The following is a 17,802-nucleotide window of genomic DNA, read 5'->3' as shown; positions in this document are numbered from 1 at the left end:
TATAACGATAAAGAGAGAGTTTTAAGCTCTGTACAATTAATAAGCGAAGATTTAAAACAATGGCTTGAAATTGATATAGATGTTTTAGAATTGGAGTTTGAAGAAATTAAATAAAATAATTCTTTCATATACAAAGGAGATAGACAAATGGCTTGTTATGATTGTGAAGATTGCAATGAACATATAAATAATGGTGGTAAATGTAAACAATTTGAATATAATTGTCCTTATGATTTAGTTAATCGTACCAATATTGACTCTGTAAAACAAATACAAAATAAAGCAAAAGAAATTGAACAGTTAATTAAGGATATAGAGGCATTAGATGAAGAAGGAATGTTATGGGATGAAATATCAAGATTTAGAAGTGGATTGACAGACATAATAGATTATTCAAGTGATGAAACTATTGAACAATGGAAAGAAATAAAAGATAAATAAAAATATCATTTTAAATAGGAGTAGTAATATGAGAGTTTTATATAACAAACCAAGAGGTCAAAGAATTAAAAGGAAAATCTAAAATTGTAATTAATGGAAGTGTAAAAAAGTTAGACAATTTTTGTGGACTAACACATTGGGCAAGATTAAAAGAAAATGTATTAGACTGGGATCTTAATTGTCAAAAATGGGTTAACATAGCCACTTCAGATAGTATTAGAACATCTAGTCATAATAGTAATATAAAGAATGTAAAACAAGAGATTAGACACATTAAAAAATATGATGAAATACCAAAAGGTACAAGAATGGTGTTAGAAAGCAGATTTAAGGGGTATAATATTGTAATTATTAAGTAAAATAATTAATTTATTAAAATTTTTATTTACAGAAGAAAACATGATAGATATTGATGAATTTAAAAAACTTATAGTTTTGGAATTACAAAAAAAAATATTGGTATATGTTGTGAAAAAGATAAACATAAATTTGTACCTGTTGGAGATGGAACTTTAGATGTTAAGTGTACCAAATGTGGAATAAAAGCTATGAGAACAGTAGCTAAAATAAATTAATCTTTTTATAATATAAGGGGTGTATAAAATGTATATAATTCAAGTTAATGGAAGATTTTATTATGGGAAAAATGAATCAAATAAATCAGAATATGGATATTACATAAATAAGGCAAGGATGTTTAATTCACTAGACTTAGCAAAAGAAAAAGGAATAGAATTAAAAACAGAAAATAAATCATCTTTAGTTATTATTGAGAAGGTTATGACACAAACAGTTAAAGTTATAAATATATAATTAATAAAATAAGGAGATAAAAATGATAAAATTATTAATGTTAATATTGTTATTGCTTTTCGTGTTCTTAATTTATTCATTACTTAAAATATCAGGGGATAGTGATGAAAGGAGTGGACTAAAGTGATAAGAACAGATATTAAATTATTATATGAATTTCAAGACAATATATTTAAAATAGGGGACGTATGTAAAGTAAAATTCAAAAATAAATTTAATGATGAAACTTATACATATACGGGAAGAATTTTATTTCCTACTATAGCAGATACTTTAGAGATGGATATATCATCTCAGTACTCATCACAGCTTGTAAGAATTGATTTAGATGATATTTTAGAGTGGGAATTAGTTAGAGCATAGATAATATTATAAAAGGAGGAATGCATTGTATGAACACAGCAGATTACATATCAAGGCACATAAATGGCGAAGGTAAAATACTAGAAGTAAAAGAATTAGTTGAGAATAAAACAGAAGAATTAAAAGATAGAGTGAGTAAATTAAACCGTAAGCCTAAATTAGCTATAATTAGAGTTGGGGGAGATTATGCAAGTGGAAAATATGTAGCTAATAAGATAAAAAGATGTAAAGAAGTAGGAATAGAATCAGAGGTAATACACTTTCCAAAAGACGTGGATCAAATGACATTAGAATGGGAAATATTAAGATTAAATGTAGAAAATACAGATGGAATATTATTGCAATTGCCGTTACCAAAGCATTTAGATGAATATTATTTAACTAACTTAATAGAAACTGAAAAGGATGTAGATGGATTCACAATAGGAAACATGGGTAAGTTGATGCTTAATCAGGAAGGAAATATAGCGTGTACTCCAAAAGGTATTATGACAATATTAAAAGAAAATCATATAGATGTTAATGGTAAAGATGTATTGATAATTAACAGATCAAATATTGTTGGAAAGCCATTAAGTATGCTTATGTTACAAGAGAATGCAACCGTGACAATAGCACATAGTAAAACTAAAGATTTAGAAACTAAAATATGGAATGCAGACATAGTGGTTACGGCTATAGGTAAACCTAATTTCTTTGAAGCAAAAGATTTCAGACCAGGTACAGTAATAATAGATGTATCAATTAATTTTGATGAGAATGGTAAAATGTGTGGAGATGTTAAAAAATCAGACTATGATAGATTAGTTGAAAAAGGTTGTAAAATTTCTCCTGTGCCAAATGGAATAGGTCAAATGACGGTATTAAGTTTAATAGAACAGACGATAGAAATAGCAGAGAGAAATATATGTTATAAATAGTATTATAACATATGAAACACTATAAAATGATTTATATTTAGGAGGGTTAAATGAGAATAGATGTATGGGGAGAATTATCGTTAGATGTAGCCAAAGAAATAGTTAATCAATTGAGACAAGTTTATGACTACAATCAGGAACAATTAGAAACTTACTTAAATCCTATAATAGAAGATACTGTTGAACTTGTAATTTGTTCAAATGGTGGAGAATGTAGAGTTTTTAATTTGATAAAAAATGAAGTTGATAAATTGAAAGAACAAGGAGTAAAAATAATAACTAGGGCTGTGGGGATTTGCTATAGTACAGCATTTTTAATTTTATTACTAGGTGATGAAAGATATGCGTCTGACAACATGGTTTCTATTATGAATCATGAAGGGAGATTTGAGTTATATCAAGATGCAATAAGTAATCAAGAGGATTATATCAAACATCAAAAGAAAATAGAAGATGAAGTTGACAACTTTATAATAGAAAATACTAATATGACAAAAGAATTGTTAGATAAATATAAAGGCAGAAATCATTGGTTAACTCAAGATGAATGTATAGAATTAGGAGTTCTTACTAAGCCTAAAGAAAAAGAAGAAATAATAATGACTGAACAAGAGGCTATAAAATGCATGAAAGAATATGGATATACCGTAGTTAGTGAAAATGAATTTGCTGAAATGACCAAACTACAAGTATAAAATTAATAAAATAACTATATAAAATATTTAATTTATTGAGTGAATAGATAAAACTGAAAATTTATAATATGAAGAATTAATAAAATAGGAGGGATTTATATTAAAGATAAATTAGTTAAAAGTCCAATGAATTATATAGGAGGCAAATATAAATTATTACCACAATTACTTCCGTTGTTCCCAAGTAATATAAGTATGTTTTATGATATATTTGGAGGTGGGGCAAATGTTAGTTTAAATGTAAATAGCGAGTTTGTTTTATACAATGACATAGTTCCTTATGTATCTAATATGTTTAATGAAATAAAAGGAGAAGATGCTGATTTATGTCTAAACAAAATCAAGCAATTAGTAACTGATTACAAATTGAGTAAAACAAATAGAGAAGGTTTTGAAAAAATGAGAGATGATTATAACAAAGGTAATAAAAGTTGGGATATGTTTTTTACTCTAATGTGCTTTTCATTCAATAATCAATATAGGTTTAATAACAAGCAGGAATACAACAGTAGTTTCGGGAAACACAAAAGTTGTTTTAGTGAAGTTACAGAAAGAAAATTTATTAAATTTATGGATAGATTAAATAATATTGACATATCATTTCTTAACAAAGATTTTAGAGAAGTAGATTATTCAAATGCAGACGAAAATGATTTAGTATATTTTGATCCACCATATCTTATATCATGTGGCAATTATAATGATGGAAAAAGAGGCTTTAAGGGTTGGAATCAACAAGACGATATAGATTTGATGAATTTGTGTGATAAATTAGATGAACAGGGGACAAGATTTGCAATATCTAATGTACTTGAGCATAAAGGGTTAAAGAATGAGTTATTAATAAATTGGAGTAAAAAATACAATATTAATTACTTAAACAATAATTATAATAATTGTAACTATCAAGAAAATAATAAAATTAATAAAACCGTAGAGGTTTTGATTACAAATTATTAATTACATAATAAAAAGTATTTTTTATTGAGTAGAAATATAAAATTAATAAAATAGGAGGATAATTATGCAGTATTTTGGGGGTAAACAAAGGATAAGTAAGTCATTGAGCCAATATTTAAATGGTCAGTTAAAAGACAATCAACCATTTGTAGATTTATTTTGTGGAAGTTGTAATGTAATAAGTAAAATTAATGATAATAGATTGAAGATTGCAAATGATAAACATAAATACTTAATGAAAATGTGGAAAGAACTGCAGAATGGATATGAGTTACCTAATGAAATAAGCGAGGAGGAATATCAATACATAAAAAATCATAAGGAAGAAGACATGTGTTTAACAGGATTTGTTGGATTTGGTTGTAGCTTTGCAGGTAAATGGTTTGGAGGATATGCTAGAAATAAAAAAGGAGATAACTATTGTTTGCGTTCTAAAAAAAGCACTATGAATAAATCAAAAAAGATGAAAACTGTAGTATTTTGTAATGAAGATTACAAAGATGTAAAAATACCTGAAGGTTCTATGGTGTATTGTGACATACCATACTTAAACACAACTCAATACTGCAGTAGAGAAGTAGGTAAATTCGATCATAATGAATTTTATCAATGGGTTAGAGATAACTGCAGTAAATATGAGATATATGTCAGCGAGTACGAATGTAATAAACCTGAAGATTTTGAAATAGTTTGGAAGACTAGCAGCAGAAAATCAATAAGGGATAAAAATAATACTGCAGTAGAGACGGTTGAAGTTTTATTGAAGTATAAAAATTAATAAAATGGGGATGGTGTAAATGGAAACTATAAAATTATTTAATGGAGATTGTCTGCAGTTAATGAAAAATATTTTAGACAAATCAATTGATTGTATAATTTGTGATTTACCATATGGAGTTACTGCAAAAAATAAATGGAATAATTATGGAAGGAATATAACAGGATAATTAAAGATAATGGAGCAATAATACTATTTGGTCAAGATAAATTTACTGCAGAAACAATGTTATCAAATAGAAAAATGCATAGATATAATTTAATATGGAGGAAAGTTTTACCTAGTGGATTTTTAAATGCAAATAGAATGCCACTAAGAGAACATGAGGATATAATGGTGTTTTATAAGAAGTTGCCTACATACAATCCTCAAAAAATAAAGGGAAATCCATGTCATAGCAAAGGTAAAGTAGTTGGAGAAATGAATGATAAGCAACTGCAGAACAATAATTATGGTGACTTCAAATGTGTAGAAACAAAAGGCGATATGAAATTTCCAACAAGTATATTAGAATTTCCAAAACCACATCCAAGTATTGCGGTTCACCCTACGCAAAAACCAGTAGAATTATTAGAGTGGCTTATTAAAACTTATACAAATGAGAATGAAGTTGTATTAGACAATTGTATGGGGAGTGGTAGTACGGGTGTTGCTGCAGTAAACCTTAATAGGAAATTTATAGGAATTGAATTAGAAAAAGAATATTTCGATATAGCTACAAATAGGATTAAAGGTACGATAAAAGGTTGATTTTATGATGTATAAAGGAGGAAAGAAATGGAGAGATTTTTAAATGCTATGTGTACAGCAATTGAATTTGTATTTGTTTGCATTCTCACTATGGCCTTTATTATAGTACCACCTAGCGTAATAATTAATGTATTTGGATTTAATGTATTTAGTGTCCTTGCATCATTATTTTGGCTGGTAATAGCTATAGGGGGTATAATTTTAGGATTAATCGAAGAAGGGTTAATGTAAATTCAATAAATTTAGGAGGATGAACATGAGAGTATTAGGAGTGGATTATAGTTTTAATGAAAATCAAATGTCAGTATCTATGTGTAGATTAAGTAATGAAAATTCTAAAGGAGGAATAGATTTAGAAAATATTTCAACATTTAAAGTGGATAATGATTATGATTTGGCGAGTTTAATTGTAAATCAAGTTAATAATTTAAATGTGCAATATGTAGTTGTTGATTCATTTGGAGTAGGAATTCTATTATATGATGATCTACACAATGTCTTAGGTGATAAAGTTATAGGGTATAAAACAAATAGAAAGAATGAACATTACTTAGTTAGTGAGCTAATTGATAGTCCTTTATTAGAAAAATTAGGATTATGTTGTTATTATGAGGAGTCAAATAATGGAGTTCTTAGATTTCATAGTGAGAGCTATAAAAACTTAGAGTATTTACAACTGAAATCTTTAGCACTAGCAAATTGTTATATTAAAAAAATATTAGATAAAGATGATTGCATTCAAAAGTCAAATATGAAATGTAAATTAAAATTAAATTGTGGGTTTGGTGAGGCTACAATATACAACATAACAGATCATTATTATGACAATGGTAATATTGTTATTAAACAAGGTGATGGTGAGATAAAAATAAAAGCAAATATAATTGACAAAGTGTGTATAACCAATCAGGATTAACTATATAAAATGTTACTTTTAGTAGGTGTTAATAAGAATGTGAAATTAATAAATGGAATATAAATAGGAGGTTGTTAATTATGGGTGTAATATTACATAAATGTAGTAAATGTGGAAAAATATTCAGCGATTGTGGTTACTTCATATATTGTAATGAGGAAAGTTATGGTTGTAGCGAAATATGGTGTTCTAAAGAATGTGCTGAGGCTGATGGGTATATAAAAGGACATTGTAAAATATCAGAAAATAAGTTTAATAAAAAATGCAACAAACACTCCAAAGGTGAAAAATGGTGTGATGAGGATTGTATTAATTATGTAAAAGAGTCGTGTAATTATTGCAGACATGAGGATTTTCATCATGACATTATTATCAAATATATCTTAAAAGAATATGTTGATGGAAGAACTATTGATGATATAAAAGAAGAGATGACATTAGAAATAGATAAGTTATTAGATAAAGTGAAAAATAAGAGAAAATCTGAACAATAAATAAAAAAAATTTTGTATTTATTATAAAGGAGGAAATGTATATGAAATTAGAAAGAGGAATGGTTGTAAGATTTAAAAGTTGGATTGATATAGAATATGATAGAAAATTTAGAAGTGATGAGGAAAGGCAAAAGCATATAAAGAATTTAGAAAAATTAGAATATAAGATTGTTACTATAAATAACGTGGAACTATACAATAAGCTCGCACTACCTATGATTGAAACTTGGGAGTTCCCAGGTGAATATTTTCCAATATATTATTTTGATTGCATAATACCAACAATACATATAGAAATACCAAAAGAATATTTGAAAGATAATAATGTTGTGGAATTAAAAAACGGAGAAAAATTACTTTATACGAACAACTTGTTTTGTAAGAAGTTTAGTAAGTTTTGTGAGTTAAATGACTTTTCATATGATTTAAAATATATTGCTGCGCCAAGTGGTGGTTATGACATAGTTAAAATATATAAAAATTATGAGTGCAAAGAAGTGTTATGGGAAAGAAAATAAAGGTGCTTATAATGAAATTATGTAAACAATATTATTTTTAATAAAAATAAATATAAAATTAATAAAATGGTTGCATAAATATAAAAAGTGTACTATTGTTATATTAGATAATAAATAAGGAGGGGTTACATGAAGGTAAAACTATTAACACATACACCAAATCCTGAAAAGGTAGTGGCAATGGCAGCAAGGTTATGTTATTCGCCTGTAGGGGTAGAACAATTAGAAGAAAAGTTGACAGATGAACAAATATCAAAGTTTGTAAACAATTTAGTTTCAATAGGACATGAATCACCGCTAGAGCATATATCATTTACTTTTGCAATAGAAGGTGTCAGTAGAAGCCTGAGTCATCAATTGGTGAGACATAGAATAGCATCATATAGTCAACAATCACAAAGATATGTTAAGGAAGGTAATAATTTTGAATTTATAATACCAAACATCATAGATGAAATGGGAGCATTAGCACACAATGAATATTCAAAGGATATGCAAATTATACATGATATCTATTTAAAATGGCAAAAGGAAATTCAATGCTGGGTTGAATCTACGAATTATCCTACATATGGAATGACCGCAGAAAAAGTTGCCAATGAGAATGCAAGATATGTATTACCAAATGCTTGTGAAACTAAAATAGTGGTTACTATGAATGCAAGAAGTTTATATAATTTCTTTACACATAGATTATGTAATAGAGCACAAGAAGAAATAAGAGAATTAGCAGAATTAATGTTGGTTGAATGTAGAAAAGTTGCTCCAATAATATTTGAAAATGCAGGTGCTTCTTGCGAAAGAGGAAAATGTACAGAAGGTAACTATAGTTGTAAATCTCCAAAGAAAGGAGTGAAAAATGAATAAAATTTACTATGTTTATAGACATATAAATAATATAAACGATGTGGTGTTTTATGTAGGAAAAGGGACATCGGGTGGTAAACGGGGATATGATAGAAAAAGTGAAAACTCCCCTAATAGAAGAAATGAGAAATGGATAGAATATGTTAAAAATATAGGATATGATTATACATATGAAGTTGTAAGAGAGTTTGATGACGAAAAAGATGCCTATGATTTTGAGTTTATTTTGCAAAAATATTATTGGTCAATAGGACAATGTCAATGTAGTTTGATGGGTGGGGAAGATTGAGATAAACATATGAATATATATTATGCTAAGGGGAGTGAAAGAAATAAAAAGATATCTGAGAAAAATAAAGGGAAAAAAGTTCCTCAAGAATTAAGAGACAGAATAAGTAGTAAATTAAAAGGAGTGTATTGTAGAGAAAATAATCCAAATAAAAGAAAGGTTGTTAAACTTACTCTTGATGGTAAATTTATATGTGAATACGAAAGTTTATCGTCCGCAGCAAGAGATGTTGGCGGAAGAGCATCACATATAAGTAGATGTTGCAGGGGTAAGTTAGGTAAGCACAAAGGTTTTAAATGGATGTATTTTGAAGATTATCCTAAGAAAAAATAAACTGAGGAGGAAATATGAATATATCAGATGAATATAAAGTAGAATCAGATGATTTAAACATAATTTTGTTAAAGAAATATGCTAAAAAGAAAAAGGATGAATCTAATCCAACAGAATATGATTATAGACCGATTGGATATTATCCAAATTTAGAAATGGCATTAAAGGGAATGTGTAAGAAAGAGATATTTGGAACAGGATTTACAGATTTTGAAACAATAATAGCAAAAATAGAAGAATTACATAAGGTAATAGAAGGATTAAAACTTAAATAAAAAATATAAAATTAATAAAATAAAGGGAGTGGTATTTTGAGTATAAGATTTGAAATGATAGGGAAATTAGATTTAGCTAAGGATAGTGACAAAAGAAAAGGATTTGAAGAGTTAAGATATAAAAAAGGGGAAAGAGATAAGAATGGTCAACCTAGAAAAAATGATTTTATATCAAGAACTCTTAGATTAACTATGAAATCAAATAAAGATTTTTTCAATTTAAGAATAAAGGGTAATTTATTTGGAGATGAAAATACAGCAGTAATCAAATCTATGAAAAAGAAACCAGATGGAACATATGAGGGAGTAGAGTTTAAATATAAGGATAGGGAAAAATACATTGGAGAATTAGCTGAATTTAAAAAGTTTGTATTTGTAAATGGAGAAGAAAGACATGAGTTTGCAACTGAGTATGATTATTCCATGTTTGTACATGATAAATTATCAAGTGATGAATTTAAAGGTAAAACATTTAAAATAATAGGAGAAATAGAGTATAGTAATTATACAAATCCTACGACTAATGAAACAAAAACATATACTAATTATGATATAAATAGAATATATGTCGTAAAAGATGATGTAGATCAATTTGCTGTAGCAAATATAGAATTATTTATAAATGAGGATGCTATAGATGATTCTAAAGTTGTGGAGGAGGGAATATTTACAGTTAGTGGGTATGTGCCTCAATACGATGGTAAGAAAAAATCAGATAAAGGTTATTTTCAAATGTTAGAATATCCTTTAAATATAAGTAAAGATAAAAGAGAATTAAAATTTAATAAACTAAAAGGATTGCTTGACGTTAATGATTGTGAGTTAGCTAAAATGGGATTTAAAGTAAATTTAATCAATAGAGTTGAAGAAGTAGATTTTGATATATCAATGGTTACAGATGAGGAAAAAGAACTATTAGAACTTGAAATAATATCGTTATCTGAACTTAAAGACTCGTATGGTTCGGGTAAGGGTGGTCATATAAGTAAAATGGAAATCGAAGGTATAACTAAAAATTACAAATTGGGTTGTATACCAACAACGATAACTTTATCAGAATTATTATCTGATGGAGAAGAAAAACAAGAAAAAGAACCTGAATTGAACTTAGAAGGTAGTTTAACTGATGATGAATTAGACGATATGGACATATTTGCTTAAAATTTTAACTATAAAATTAATAAAATAAATAATGAAAAATGGAGTAGTTGGTCGTGACTACTATATAGGAGATTAATAATATGGCTTTTGTTAAACCTCAAATAAATAAAACTGTTACAACTTTAAATAAATTAAGAATATATTTAAGAAGTGTTAAGAAATTTGGGAAAAGTACTCTTTTTAGAGATTTAATATTGGAGGAATATGGTAATCCTGAAAAGGGATTATTAGTAGGGATAGGAAATGAAATTGGATACACACTTCTTGATAATTTAAACTGTACTCATGTTGATACTTGGAAAGACTTTATGGAGTTAAAAAAATGGTTAATTCAAGGTAAAGTTAATGGGGAACATGAGATAGAAATAGTAGCATTTGATGTTATAGATGAAATAATGCCAATTATAGAAAAAGAAGTCTGTAGATTGTCAACTGTAGCAAATCAAAAACCTTGTGATTCAATTAATAAAGCGTTTGGTGGGTACGGAAAAGGTCAAGAAAAAGTGAAAGAGTTACTAAAAGAATATTTTTCAGAACTATATAAAGCAGGATTTGGTATATTTGCAATAGCTCATACAAAAACTAAAAATATAATAGAAAAAGGTTTTGAGGAATCAGAAGGTTATATGACATTAACTTCAAACCTACCGAATACATATGAGGGTATATTCGGAGATATATTTGATGTTGTATTAACAGGGTTAATAGATAGAGAGGTTGTAGATGGAAAAACGACTTCTGCTACAAGAAAATTATATTTTAGAGGAACATCGTATGTAGATGCTGGATGTAGATTTGCTAAAGATGCAGTGCCAGAATATATGGAATTTGAGCAATCAAATAATGCTCGAGAATTTATAGATATATTAAAAAATGGAATGAAAGATTCTATGAGTAAACCTATAAGTACAGATCAATTTAAGAAATTAGAAGAGAAAGAAAAGGAAACATTAATTGAAGATGCTAAGAAGGCAGCAAAAGACTTAGAAGAAAAAGATCAGGAAACTGAGAATGCAAATATAGATGATTTAAGAAAGGAAATAAAATCTAAAGCCACTACAGAATCAGCAAAATCAATATTAATGAAGGGTATAAAATCAGCAGGCAAAAGTAAATTTACAGAGTTAACGGCTTCAGAGTTAAGAAATATATTAGATGAACTTAATAAATAATAGTCATGAGGGAATTCCCTCTGATTATGGGGGTGTATATTATTGAAAATGGTGAAATGTAGACATTGTAAAAAGCAAATAGCAAAGCAAGATGCATACAAAGTTGAGTACCTTACAAAATCTTTAGATGTAAGGTACAAATACTATTGTAGTGAGGAATGTGAAAAGAAACAAATAAAACAACGAGAAGATAAAAGGAGATTAAAAGAAATTGAGAAATTAGCAAGACAAACAACTAGAGAAATTTTAGAACTATACAGTGATAAAAATATATACTTTTCTAAAATGTATAAGGATTTAAGAGATACATTTGGAGACCAAATTATATATGAATACATAAATGAAAATAAACATGCTATTGAAAGTGTTTTGAAATCCAAGGATTTTGAGACTACACATTCTAAAATAAAGTATTTTTTTGCTATGGCTCAGAATAACATTGAAAAATACAAATTATTAAATGTAAAACAAAACACATATAAAAGTTCTGTTACATCATTTGATGATTTTGAAATTATAGAGATTAATAAAAAAGATAAAAAAAGATCTATAGACGATATATTGAATAACTTATAGGGGGTGGGACATTGAAGTATCCTGAATCAATACTCAAAGGTAGAAAAAGCATAGAAGGTTGTGTTTTAGGATGTCTCTTTAAAGATATTTTGTTAATGAAAGAATACAAGATAAAAGAGTCAGATTTTATATCTACAGAAGGTAAATTTTATTGCGGAATATTAAATAACTTACTAAGAAATAATATTTGTGAAATTACAGATACAGACATAAGGTTAACATCTTCAGACGATGTTATACAACAATACAAAGATTATGGTGGAATGAAAACCATAGAGAAATTAAAGAAATCTGTGGATTTAAAAAACTTTCAATCATATTTGGATGAATTATGTAAAAGAAATTTATTCATGAAACTTGTAGATGAAGAAGGAATAGATTTAGAAACTCCTAGAGAAATAGGAAATACAAGAGAATCTTATCTTGAATTTTTTAAATCTCAACATATGACAAGTGATGAAATAGTTAAATTTTTAAGTTTAAGAATATTAAATAAATGTGAGACATCTATTAATAATGGAGTGAAAGAGGCAACTGGTAAAATACCCGATGAATATTTAGAAAGATTATTTACAGGTGGAAAATTAGGAGTGTTATTTGACAAAGTTGAAGATATAACATTATTACCACATATATCAAAAGAAGTTTTAGGATTAAAGAAAAAAACATTATCTATGTTTGGAGCATTTGTAAATGTAGGTAAAACAACAATATTATGTAACATAATATTGAGTTTGGCAAGTAAAGGACAAACTGTATTAGCAATAACAAACGAGATGGAGATTGATGATTTTTACACTAATTTTATCATATATATTATAAACAACTTTATGAAATACAAAGGAATAAATAAAAGGAAATTAAAATCAGGAGCTTTACTTGATGATGAAAAAAATATAGTTCGTAAGGCTAAAGAAATATATGATGAAAAATTTTCCGACAATATAATATTATGTTCTACTCCAGATTCAGATATAGAAATAGCTGCAAGTTTAGTTAGAAAATATTCATTAAGCAAAAATATAGATGTACTATGTTATGATACTTTTAAACAAAATTTTGATAAAGATGGAGAGGTTAGTTATAAAGATTTAATCAAAGATAGTAGAACTGTTTATAAGTTGTGTAAAACATATGACTTGATAGGTCTTTGTGCAATACAGTTATCACAACAATACTTTGGAAATTTAGTTTTAGACTTATCAATGTTAGCTGGAGCAAAACAAATAAATGAAATACTTGAAAACTTATTTATGATGAGAACTTTATATAAAGTTGAACTAGATAAGAATAGCAAATATTATATACATCCATATAGAAAAGAAAAAATCGATGGAAAGTGGGAAGAAAAAGAAATAGAACTAGATCCTAATGGGAATTATAGGGTAGCATTTATAACAAAGGCGAGAGATTGTCAAACATTTGAGGACAGTAATGAAGCAGTTTTATTATCTTATAATGGGTGGAGTGGTACATTTAAAGAGATTTGTTTATGTCACCCTCAACGTGGATTTATTAATCAAAACTACTTGAAGAAGTAGGTGTTTAAATTGATAGATGGTATTAAATTATATTTAAAAGATAATTATAACGTACTACTTAAAATATTAAATTATTTTAAGTATAAAGATATTAATAAGCATGATTATGAAATTAGATGTGCTAAACCCGATGGAGATAATAATTCAACAGTAAGAATTAAATTAAATGAACACTTAACATCAAATGATTTTAGCTTGGCTTTTAAAGGGGATTTATTTGGCTTAATTAGTAAACATAGCGATTTAACATATGGAGAAGTAATAAATATAATAAAACTTATAATAGATAAAAAAATTAATAAAATAGAATCAAAATCAGAAATATTTGATGGTTTTTTTGATGAAACTTATGTTGAATATGATTATATAATTCAAGAATATTCTCGTGATATTTTAAAGGAATATGAGCAATGTTGGAATAAACGATTTTTGAATGATAATATACTTCCTGGAACTCAAATTAAATTTAATTTAGGTTATGATAATAAAAGTGAAAGAATAACAATACCTTGGTTTAATTCTGAAGGTAATGTAGTTGGTGTTATGGGAAGAATTAACAAGGATGAAACCACAAAATATAAATATTTACCTTTAATTGCATTTCCAAAACAATTCTTTTTATATGGTTTATATCAAAATAAAGAATACATTAGAAATAATCGAGTTTATATTTTAGAATCAGAAAAATCAGTAATGCAATTAGATAGCATGGGTATTCATAATTCTGTTGCATTAGGTGGTAATAGCATTCATAATTATCAAATTGAAGAGTTATTGAAGTTGCAAGTTACAGAATTTATATTGTGTTTCGATGAAGGATTGGATATTGAAGTTATTAAAACAGCAATATCTAATATAAGAGAATGCTTATTCATGAGAGATGATGTTAAAATTGGGGTATTATTAGATAAAAAAAATAAAATTATTAAAAAGGGTTCTAAGTGTTCTCCAACAGATTTAGGATTAGTTGCATGGAATGAACTAATTAATAGTCATATTATTATGGGAAGGTAGGGGATGTTTTGAGTAATACAATTTATAGTTTTAGTAGATTAGGAAGTTATGAAAATTGTCCTTATGGATATTATTTGACATATATAAAGCATGAGCGAGGAGAAAATGGTACATATGGTGTATTAGGAGGAATTTTACATGAGATAATGGAGAGTTTAGAACATGGATTGATATCTAAAGAAGATGCACTAAATAAATGGAATAATGAAATTGAATTTTTAGAAACACTTGATGAGTTAAATTTTCCAACTGAAAAGTCAAAGAATAATTACCTTGAAGACATATCTTTATATTTAAAATCATTTAAACCATTAGAATTTGGGAACAAAGAAGTTAAGTCTGAAAGTTATTTTGAAATAGAATTGAAAGGTCACACTTTTAGAGGTTATATAGATTTGGCAGTAATAGATCATGAAAAAAAAGAAATTAAAATTTACGATTATAAAACATCAAGTAAAAGTGGATTTACAGGGAAAAACCTAATAAAAAAATGTTATCAGTTAATATTATATGCTACGAGTATGGAATCTGCATATCCTAATTATTCTATTATTACAACTTGTTTTGATATGGTTAAATATGCTAGACATGTTGAAACTGGAAAAATCAAAGAAAGAAAAGATATTATGGTTTATGAGGAAGATGAGTATGAACGATATTTTTTAGAAATTCCATATAATGAAGAAAATAAAGAAAAATTTTTAGAATACATAGAAACAAGTATAAAATTAATAGAATTAGATATAGATAAAAATGATTGGAAGGCGAATTATAAAAATAAATTCTTTTGTAATAATTTATGTAGTCATAATAAAACCTGTAAATATATAAACAAATAATATTATGACTACATATGGAAAGGGGTGATGCTTGTGGCTAGAAAAACAAGAATGTTGTTTTATGACTTTGAAGTTTTTCAGTTTGACTAGATTGGATGGTAGTTATCATTGATTATTATACAAAGCAAGAAAAAGTAATAATCAATGATAGAGATGAATTATTAAAAATATATAACAAATTTAAACATGATATATGGATTGGATATAATTCACGTCAATATGATGTTAATATTATGAAAGCATTAATCTTAGATATGAATCCAAAAGAAGTCAATGATAAATTAATACTAGAAAATAAAAAAGGATTTGAAATAAATAGGAATTTTAATAATATTGAATTTTATAATTATGATACTTTATTATTAAACACATCATTAAAGCAATTAGAAGGCTTCATGGGAGAGAATATAAAAGAAAGTTCTGTGCCATTTAATATAAATAGAAAATTAACTGAGAGTGAAATAGAGGAAACTATAAGATATTGTAGACATGACGTTCAACAGACTATTAAAGTATTTGAAGCAACCAAAAGCGACTTTGATGCTCATGTTGGAATGATAAAAGAGTTTAAATTACCTATGGGTAGTTTTAATAAAACTAAAGCTCAATTGTCTACTGAGGTATTAGGAGCAAAAAGACTTCATAGTTTAAATGATGAAATGGAATATGAATTTGTCAAATGTATCAAGTTAAATAAATATAAATATATTCAGGATTGGTTTAATGATAATAGAGCATATAAGGTTGAGAATGATAAAGGTAAATTAGTTAAAAATCAATTAAAAACAAATGTTATGGGATTAGAAAGTGTATATGGTTTTGGTGGGATGCATTCAGCTATAAAGAAATATCAAAGCGATGGATTTATTGTTCATTCAGATGTGGCAAGCTTCTATCCAAATGTAATGATAAATCATGGATTATTAAGTAGGGCAGTTGAAGAACCTGAGAAATATTCAAATGTATTAAAACAAAGACTAATATATAAAAGGAACAACGATGAACGCCAAGCACCTTATAAGATAATTCTTAATGCAACTTTTGGAATATGTAAAGATAAATATAATAAAATGTACGATCCTAAACGTGCGAATGAAATAACAATAAACTGTCAATTATTATTAACTGATTTATTAGAAAAAATAGAAATGAAATTTGGAGAAGACGTATTATTAATTCAAGGAAATACTGATGGTATTATAGTTAAACTAAGAGACAAAACACTATTCGAGGAATATAAAAAAGTATGTAATGAGTGGGAATGTAGGACAGGATTTACATTAGAACATGATTTAATAAAAAGAATAGTTCAAAAGGATGTTAATAATTATATATTTGAATTTGAGAATGGAAAGTTAGAGCGTAAAGGGGCATATGTAAAAAAATTATCTAAAACAAATTATGATTTACCAATAGTAAATAAAGCAATAGTAGAATATTTTGTAAATGATATTCCTGTGGATAAAACAATAAATGAATGTGAAGATTTAATTGAATTTCAAAAAATAAGCAAAATAGGTTCTACATATAAGTATGCAATGTATGGTGACAAGATATTAAATGAAAAGGTTCTAAGAACATTTGCTACAACAAAAGATTTACCTGGAGTATTTAAAGTTAAAGATGTAGTAAATAAAGATGGAGAAACCACAGAAAGTATTCAAAAAATTGCAGATACTCCCGAAAAATGCTTTATATATAATGGTAGTGTGGTAGGTAAAAAGTGTCCGAGCTATTTAGATAGACAATACTATATAGATATGGCTAAAGAACGAATTAAAAAATTCATAGGTGAATATAAAGAAAAATAAGTGAGGTAAATTATGTATATAGAATGGTTTGAGGAAGAATTAAGTGATTTTATAGAAGAAAGCGACATATATCCTAACAATGTGGTCATAGATTCAAATGTGTATGAAAATTTAATAGCAGAAATACAAGAAATAGAATATCAGAATAGTAGCAAAGTAATACCTTTATCATTTCAAGGGGTAAAATTAAGAAAAGGTGAGGGTAAAGAGAATTTTTACTTTTATTGCAATAAGGAGTCATATGAATGTAGATAAATATTTAATTAAATTTTTTGA

Annotated in this window: 25 protein-coding genes; all 25 read left to right on the top strand. The window is 26.8% G+C overall.

The genetic code is table 11. From position 1 onward, the window contains the following. Positions 1-147: 147 nt before the first annotated feature. The 25 genes from J7G74_RS03180 to J7G74_RS03060 all read left to right on the top strand — a co-directional run bounded on the left by J7G74_RS03180 (position 148) and on the right by J7G74_RS03060 (position 17,781). Positions 148-441, top strand: coding sequence for a hypothetical protein (locus tag J7G74_RS03180; RefSeq protein ID WP_297131860.1), 294 nt, complete (start codon positions 148-150; stop codon positions 439-441). A gap of 603 nt (positions 442-1,044) precedes the next feature. After that, positions 1,045-1,254, top strand: a complete 210-nt coding sequence (locus tag J7G74_RS03175; RefSeq protein WP_297131857.1) for a hypothetical protein — start codon at positions 1,045-1,047, stop codon at positions 1,252-1,254. Between the two features lie 123 nt (positions 1,255-1,377). Then, complete coding sequence (locus J7G74_RS03170; RefSeq protein WP_297131855.1) at positions 1,378-1,617, top strand: hypothetical protein; 240 nt, start codon at positions 1,378-1,380, stop codon at positions 1,615-1,617. A 29-nt stretch (positions 1,618-1,646) separates the two neighbouring features. After that, positions 1,647-2,537 (top strand): bifunctional 5,10-methylenetetrahydrofolate dehydrogenase/5,10-methenyltetrahydrofolate cyclohydrolase, encoded by an 891-nt coding sequence (locus J7G74_RS03165; RefSeq protein WP_297131852.1) that lies wholly within the window; start codon positions 1,647-1,649, stop codon positions 2,535-2,537. A 50-nt stretch (positions 2,538-2,587) separates the two neighbouring features. Beyond that, positions 2,588-3,232 (top strand): ATP-dependent Clp protease proteolytic subunit, encoded by a 645-nt coding sequence (locus J7G74_RS03160; protein WP_297131849.1) that lies wholly within the window; start codon positions 2,588-2,590, stop codon positions 3,230-3,232. A gap of 126 nt (positions 3,233-3,358) precedes the next feature. Further along, positions 3,359-4,192 (top strand): Dam family site-specific DNA-(adenine-N6)-methyltransferase, encoded by an 834-nt coding sequence (locus tag J7G74_RS03155; RefSeq protein ID WP_297131846.1) that lies wholly within the window; start codon positions 3,359-3,361, stop codon positions 4,190-4,192. A gap of 64 nt (positions 4,193-4,256) precedes the next feature. After that, positions 4,257-4,970, top strand: a complete 714-nt coding sequence (locus J7G74_RS03150; protein WP_297131843.1) for a DNA adenine methylase — start codon at positions 4,257-4,259, stop codon at positions 4,968-4,970. Positions 4,971-4,989: 19 nt separating this feature from the next. Continuing rightward, positions 4,990-5,139 (top strand): hypothetical protein, encoded by a 150-nt coding sequence (locus J7G74_RS03145; protein ID WP_297131841.1) that lies wholly within the window; start codon positions 4,990-4,992, stop codon positions 5,137-5,139. Further along, positions 5,136-5,720 (top strand): DNA-methyltransferase, encoded by a 585-nt coding sequence (locus J7G74_RS03140; protein ID WP_330616370.1) that lies wholly within the window; start codon positions 5,136-5,138, stop codon positions 5,718-5,720. Before J7G74_RS03145 ends, J7G74_RS03140 begins: the two co-directional genes overlap by 4 nt. Before the next feature lie 27 nt (positions 5,721-5,747). After that, complete coding sequence (locus J7G74_RS03135; protein ID WP_297131838.1) at positions 5,748-5,951, top strand: hypothetical protein; 204 nt, start codon at positions 5,748-5,750, stop codon at positions 5,949-5,951. Positions 5,952-5,976: 25 nt separating this feature from the next. After that, entirely contained in the window at positions 5,977-6,636 is a 660-nt protein-coding gene (locus tag J7G74_RS03130; RefSeq protein WP_297131835.1) for a hypothetical protein, read from the top strand. An 80-nt stretch (positions 6,637-6,716) separates the two neighbouring features. Then, a complete protein-coding gene (locus J7G74_RS03125) occupies positions 6,717-7,130 on the top strand; it encodes a hypothetical protein (protein WP_297131832.1) in 414 nt (137 codons plus the stop codon). Between the two features lie 41 nt (positions 7,131-7,171). Then, the gene (locus tag J7G74_RS03120) at positions 7,172-7,648 is read left to right on the top strand and encodes a hypothetical protein (RefSeq protein WP_297131829.1); all 477 of its coding nucleotides are present in this window, start codon (positions 7,172-7,174) and stop codon (positions 7,646-7,648) included. Positions 7,649-7,777: 129 nt separating this feature from the next. Beyond that, positions 7,778-8,515 carry an FAD-dependent thymidylate synthase gene (gene thyX / locus J7G74_RS03115; protein ID WP_297131826.1) on the top strand — a complete coding sequence of 246 codons (738 nt, stop codon included), beginning with the start codon at positions 7,778-7,780 and terminating at the stop codon, positions 8,513-8,515. Beyond that, positions 8,508-8,804 carry a hypothetical protein gene (locus tag J7G74_RS03110; protein WP_297131822.1) on the top strand — a complete coding sequence of 99 codons (297 nt, stop codon included), beginning with the start codon at positions 8,508-8,510 and terminating at the stop codon, positions 8,802-8,804. Before thyX ends, J7G74_RS03110 begins: the two co-directional genes overlap by 8 nt. Before the next feature lie 9 nt (positions 8,805-8,813). Beyond that, complete coding sequence (locus J7G74_RS03105; RefSeq protein WP_297131819.1) at positions 8,814-9,137, top strand: hypothetical protein; 324 nt, start codon at positions 8,814-8,816, stop codon at positions 9,135-9,137. Positions 9,138-9,151: 14 nt separating this feature from the next. Further along, positions 9,152-9,412 carry a hypothetical protein gene (locus tag J7G74_RS03100; protein ID WP_297131816.1) on the top strand — a complete coding sequence of 87 codons (261 nt, stop codon included), beginning with the start codon at positions 9,152-9,154 and terminating at the stop codon, positions 9,410-9,412. 36 nt (positions 9,413-9,448) lie between these two features. Continuing rightward, positions 9,449-10,573, top strand: a complete 1,125-nt coding sequence (locus J7G74_RS03095) for a hypothetical protein (protein WP_297131813.1) — start codon at positions 9,449-9,451, stop codon at positions 10,571-10,573. A gap of 80 nt (positions 10,574-10,653) precedes the next feature. Continuing rightward, positions 10,654-11,745, top strand: coding sequence for an AAA family ATPase (locus J7G74_RS03090; RefSeq protein WP_297131810.1), 1,092 nt, complete (start codon positions 10,654-10,656; stop codon positions 11,743-11,745). A 42-nt stretch (positions 11,746-11,787) separates the two neighbouring features. After that, on the top strand, positions 11,788-12,321 hold the full coding sequence (locus tag J7G74_RS03085; protein WP_297131807.1) for a hypothetical protein: 534 nt from the start codon (positions 11,788-11,790) through the stop codon (positions 12,319-12,321). A gap of 11 nt (positions 12,322-12,332) precedes the next feature. Beyond that, on the top strand, positions 12,333-13,862 hold the full coding sequence (locus tag J7G74_RS03080) for a DnaB-like helicase C-terminal domain-containing protein (RefSeq protein WP_297131805.1): 1,530 nt from the start codon (positions 12,333-12,335) through the stop codon (positions 13,860-13,862). A 9-nt stretch (positions 13,863-13,871) separates the two neighbouring features. Next, complete coding sequence (locus J7G74_RS03075; RefSeq protein ID WP_297131802.1) at positions 13,872-14,876, top strand: hypothetical protein; 1,005 nt, start codon at positions 13,872-13,874, stop codon at positions 14,874-14,876. Between the two features lie 8 nt (positions 14,877-14,884). Beyond that, entirely contained in the window at positions 14,885-15,715 is an 831-nt protein-coding gene (locus J7G74_RS03070) for a PD-(D/E)XK nuclease family protein (protein ID WP_297131799.1), read from the top strand. A 95-nt stretch (positions 15,716-15,810) separates the two neighbouring features. Beyond that, positions 15,811-17,526, top strand: coding sequence for a hypothetical protein (locus tag J7G74_RS03065; protein ID WP_297131796.1), 1,716 nt, complete (start codon positions 15,811-15,813; stop codon positions 17,524-17,526). A gap of 12 nt (positions 17,527-17,538) precedes the next feature. Then, entirely contained in the window at positions 17,539-17,781 is a 243-nt protein-coding gene (locus tag J7G74_RS03060) for a hypothetical protein (protein ID WP_297131793.1), read from the top strand. The last annotated feature ends 21 nt before the right edge of the window (positions 17,782-17,802 follow it).

It is taken from the genome of Terrisporobacter sp., from assembly GCF_017888745.1.
Taxonomy (GTDB): Bacteria; Bacillota; Clostridia; order Peptostreptococcales; family Peptostreptococcaceae; genus Terrisporobacter.
Note: the sequence above shows the minus strand (reverse complement) of the source record. Positions and strands in the feature narration are given on the sequence as shown.

What these genes read in the sequence shown, in the direction of transcription:
- J7G74_RS03160 (WP_297131849.1), top strand. Translation starts at nt 2,588, where the DNA reads ATGAGAATAGATGTATGGGGAGAATTATCGTTAGATGTAGCCAAAGAA.
- J7G74_RS03130 (WP_297131835.1), top strand. Translation starts at nt 5,977, where the DNA reads ATGAGAGTATTAGGAGTGGATTATAGTTTTAATGAAAATCAAATGTCA.
- J7G74_RS03180 (WP_297131860.1), top strand. Translation starts at nt 148, where the DNA reads ATGGCTTGTTATGATTGTGAAGATTGCAATGAACATATAAATAATGGT.
- J7G74_RS03105 (WP_297131819.1), top strand. Translation starts at nt 8,814, where the DNA reads ATGAATATATATTATGCTAAGGGGAGTGAAAGAAATAAAAAGATATCT.
- J7G74_RS03065 (WP_297131796.1), top strand. Translation starts at nt 15,811, where the DNA reads ATGGTAGTTATCATTGATTATTATACAAAGCAAGAAAAAGTAATAATC.
- J7G74_RS03125 (WP_297131832.1), top strand. Translation starts at nt 6,717, where the DNA reads ATGGGTGTAATATTACATAAATGTAGTAAATGTGGAAAAATATTCAGC.
- thyX (WP_297131826.1), top strand. Translation starts at nt 7,778, where the DNA reads ATGAAGGTAAAACTATTAACACATACACCAAATCCTGAAAAGGTAGTG.
- J7G74_RS03155 (WP_297131846.1), top strand. Translation starts at nt 3,359, where the DNA reads ATGAATTATATAGGAGGCAAATATAAATTATTACCACAATTACTTCCG.
- J7G74_RS03135 (WP_297131838.1), top strand. Translation starts at nt 5,748, where the DNA reads ATGGAGAGATTTTTAAATGCTATGTGTACAGCAATTGAATTTGTATTT.
- J7G74_RS03110 (WP_297131822.1), top strand. Translation starts at nt 8,508, where the DNA reads ATGAATAAAATTTACTATGTTTATAGACATATAAATAATATAAACGAT.
- J7G74_RS03060 (WP_297131793.1), top strand. Translation starts at nt 17,539, where the DNA reads ATGTATATAGAATGGTTTGAGGAAGAATTAAGTGATTTTATAGAAGAA.
- J7G74_RS03145 (WP_297131841.1), top strand. Translation starts at nt 4,990, where the DNA reads ATGGAAACTATAAAATTATTTAATGGAGATTGTCTGCAGTTAATGAAA.
- J7G74_RS03100 (WP_297131816.1), top strand. Translation starts at nt 9,152, where the DNA reads ATGAATATATCAGATGAATATAAAGTAGAATCAGATGATTTAAACATA.
- J7G74_RS03150 (WP_297131843.1), top strand. Translation starts at nt 4,257, where the DNA reads ATGCAGTATTTTGGGGGTAAACAAAGGATAAGTAAGTCATTGAGCCAA.
- J7G74_RS03175 (WP_297131857.1), top strand. Translation starts at nt 1,045, where the DNA reads ATGTATATAATTCAAGTTAATGGAAGATTTTATTATGGGAAAAATGAA.
- J7G74_RS03165 (WP_297131852.1), top strand. Translation starts at nt 1,647, where the DNA reads ATGAACACAGCAGATTACATATCAAGGCACATAAATGGCGAAGGTAAA.
- J7G74_RS03120 (WP_297131829.1), top strand. Translation starts at nt 7,172, where the DNA reads ATGAAATTAGAAAGAGGAATGGTTGTAAGATTTAAAAGTTGGATTGAT.
- J7G74_RS03090 (WP_297131810.1), top strand. Translation starts at nt 10,654, where the DNA reads ATGGCTTTTGTTAAACCTCAAATAAATAAAACTGTTACAACTTTAAAT.